Here is a 2,792-nt window from a genome sequence, read left to right as displayed (position 1 = left end):
TCTTGCATCTACATCAATTGCTCAGAGGAGAAACACACACCGTGGCACCTTCAAGCGGATCGGTGCATCCATCCCGCTACCTAGCCGTCTTCGGCGTCTTGTTGGCCGTTGTTTACGCACTGGTCTTCCTCACCGGCGACAAGTCGCCACAGCCGAAACTGGGCATCGATCTCGAGGGTGGCACCCGTGTCACACTGACGGCACGTACACCTGACGGCAGCGCACCGAGCCAGGAGAGCCTGAAGCAGGCGCAGCAGATCATCACCACGCGTGTCGACGGTCTCGGCGTCGCGGGTTCCGAGGTCGTCGTCGACGGCGACAACCTCGTGATCACCGTTCCCGGTGACGACAGCTCGCAGGCCCGCACGCTCGGGCAGACGGCACGGTTGTTCATTCGTCCCGTGATTCAGGCGACGCAGCCTGTGGCAGGCCAGGCGCCTGCCGAGACTCCCGCACCCGCCGCGGGAGAACCGGTTGCCGAGACGCCGGTACCCGCCGCGGGAGAACCGGTTGCCGAGACTCCGGTACCCGCCGGTGACGCGGCGCCGCAGGGCCGTCCGTTCCCGGCGCAGGATCCCAGCGCGGTCGAACCGGCCCCGGCTGACCCGCCCGCGGCAGGTACTCCCGCGGCAGAGGAACCGGCAGACGACGGGACCGCCACGGAAGCCGAACGAACGGCCGCGCAGATCGCCGACGCGAAAGCGCTGCGGCAGAGCGAAGATCCGCAGGTCCAGCAGGCAGCGCTGGCCACGATCGATTGCAACGCACCGGATCCGCTGCAGGGTAACGACGACCCGGCGCTTCCTCTCGTAGCGTGTTCCACCGACGGCGCCGCGGTGTATCTGCTCGCACCCAGCATCATCGACGGGCAGCAGATCGACGACGCGACGTCGGGGTTCAACACGCAGCAGTCGCGCCACGAGGTCAGCCTCACGTTCGACTCCGAAGGCAGTAACACCTGGGCGCAGTTCACGGGCGCGAACATCGGCAAGCAGGCTGCGTTCACGCTCGATTCGAAGGTCGTGAGCGCTCCGCAGATTCAGGGGGCAACGCCCGCCGGTAGCGCTACGTCGATCACCGGTCAGTTCTCTGCCCAGGGAGCAACCGAGCTCGCCAACACGCTCAAGTACGGCTCGCTTCCGTTGTCTTTCTCGTCCTCCGAAGCCGAGACGGTTTCCGCGACGCTGGGGCTCGCTTCACTCGAAGCCGGCTTGCTCGCCGGTGCGATCGGTCTTGCGCTGGTCCTCGTGTACTGCCTGGTGTATTACCGCGCGCTCGGGTTCCTCACGGCGTTGTCGCTCATTCTCGCCGGGGCCATGGTGTACGGCATTTTGGTGTTGCTCGGCAGGTGGATCAGCTTCACGCTCGACCTCGCCGGCATCGCGGGTCTGATCATCGGTATCGGCATGACCGCCGACTCCTTCGTGGTGTTCTTCGAACGCATCAAGGACGAGATCCGCGAGGGCCGCAGCTTCAGGTCGGCGGTTCCGCGTGGCTGGACCCGCGCTCGCAAGACGATCATGTCGGGCAACGCGGTGAGCTTCATCGCCGCGGCCGTGCTCTACGCGCTGGCTGTCGGTCAGGTTCAGGGCTTCGCCTTCACGCTCGGCCTCACCACTATTCTGGACGTCGTCGTTGTCTTCCTCGTGACGTGGCCGCTGGTCTACCTGGCGTCGAAGTCGAAGTTCTGGTCGAAGCCGAGTGTCAACGGTCTCGGTGCAGTCGCAGAAATCGCGCAGGAACGTAGACGCGCAGCGGCGCGCACGATGGCAAGCAAGGCTGCAGTCGATGCGCCGGCGAAGGGAGTCTGACATGAGCGAATCACCACAGTCGTCTGCGCGCACCGAGCGGGACGGGACGCTTCTCGAGGACGCGGGCGTCGACCAGAGCGCGCAGCCGCAACGTAGTTTCCTCGGTCGCCTGTACACCGGAACCGGTGCATTCGATGTGGTTGGACGTCGCCGTTTCTACTACATCCTCAGCGCGGTCATCGTGTTGGTGTGCCTGCTCAGCATGGCTTTCCGTGGTTTCACCCTCGGTATCGATTTCGAGGGCGGAACGCGGATTCAGGTACCCGCGGCGGATGGCGTGACCTCGGCACAGGTCGAAACGGTGTTCACCGACACGCTCGGCTTTGCACCGGAAGCAGTGCAAACGGTCGGCTCGGGAGCTGCCGCCAACGTTCAGGTTCGTTCCGAAGCACTCGACCCGGGGCAGGTCGATGAGGTACGGGTGGCTCTGTTCGACGCCTTCCAGCCGGTAGACAGCTCCGGCGCCGCTACACCGAACGCGATCAGCTTCTCGGATGTTAGCGAAACCTGGGGTGGTCAGATCACTCAAAAGGCGTTGATCGCGCTGGTCGTCTTCCTCGTCATCGTGAGCATCTACATCGCCGTTCGCTACGAACGAGACATGGCGCTCGCGGCCATGGCCGCTTTGGGATTCGACCTCGTCGTGACCGCCGGGATCTATTCGCTCGTTGGCTTCGAAGTCACTCCCGCGACTGTGATCGGGCTGCTGACCATCCTCGGATTCTCGCTCTACGACTCGGTAATCGTGTTCGACAAGGTCGAGGAAAATACCCGCGGGGTCTTGAATCTTCACCGCAGAACATACGCGGAGCAAGCGAACCTGGCGGTGAATCAGACTCTGATGAGATCGATCAACACCACCGTCATCGGCGTCTTGCCCGTCCTCGCGCTGATGGTCGTAGCCGTATGGTTGCTGGGTGTGGGCACCTTGAAGGACCTCGCACTCATCCAGTTCGTCGGAATTATTGTCGGCACTTTCTC

Annotated in this window: 2 protein-coding genes; both read left to right on the top strand. The window is 63.8% G+C overall.

The window, feature by feature from the left end:
- The first annotated feature begins 41 nt into the window (after positions 1 to 41).
- Positions 42 to 1,811 carry a protein translocase subunit SecD gene (secD, locus tag WBQ44_RS20430; RefSeq protein ID WP_495568492.1) on the top strand — a complete coding sequence of 590 codons (1,770 nt, stop codon included), beginning with the start codon at positions 42 to 44 and terminating at the stop codon, positions 1,809 to 1,811.
- A gap of 1 nt (position 1,812) precedes the next feature.
- On the top strand, positions 1,813 to 2,792 hold a 980-nt coding region (gene secF, locus WBQ44_RS20425; RefSeq protein WP_495568491.1), incomplete at its 3' end, for a protein translocase subunit SecF.

Origin of the sequence: Rhodococcus sp. (in: high G+C Gram-positive bacteria) (assembly GCF_049591685.1) — a bacterium.
Taxonomy (GTDB): domain Bacteria; phylum Actinomycetota; class Actinomycetes; order Mycobacteriales; family Mycobacteriaceae; genus Rhodococcoides.
The sequence above is the reverse complement of the archived record's forward strand: the minus strand, read 5'-3'. Positions and strand labels throughout refer to the sequence as shown.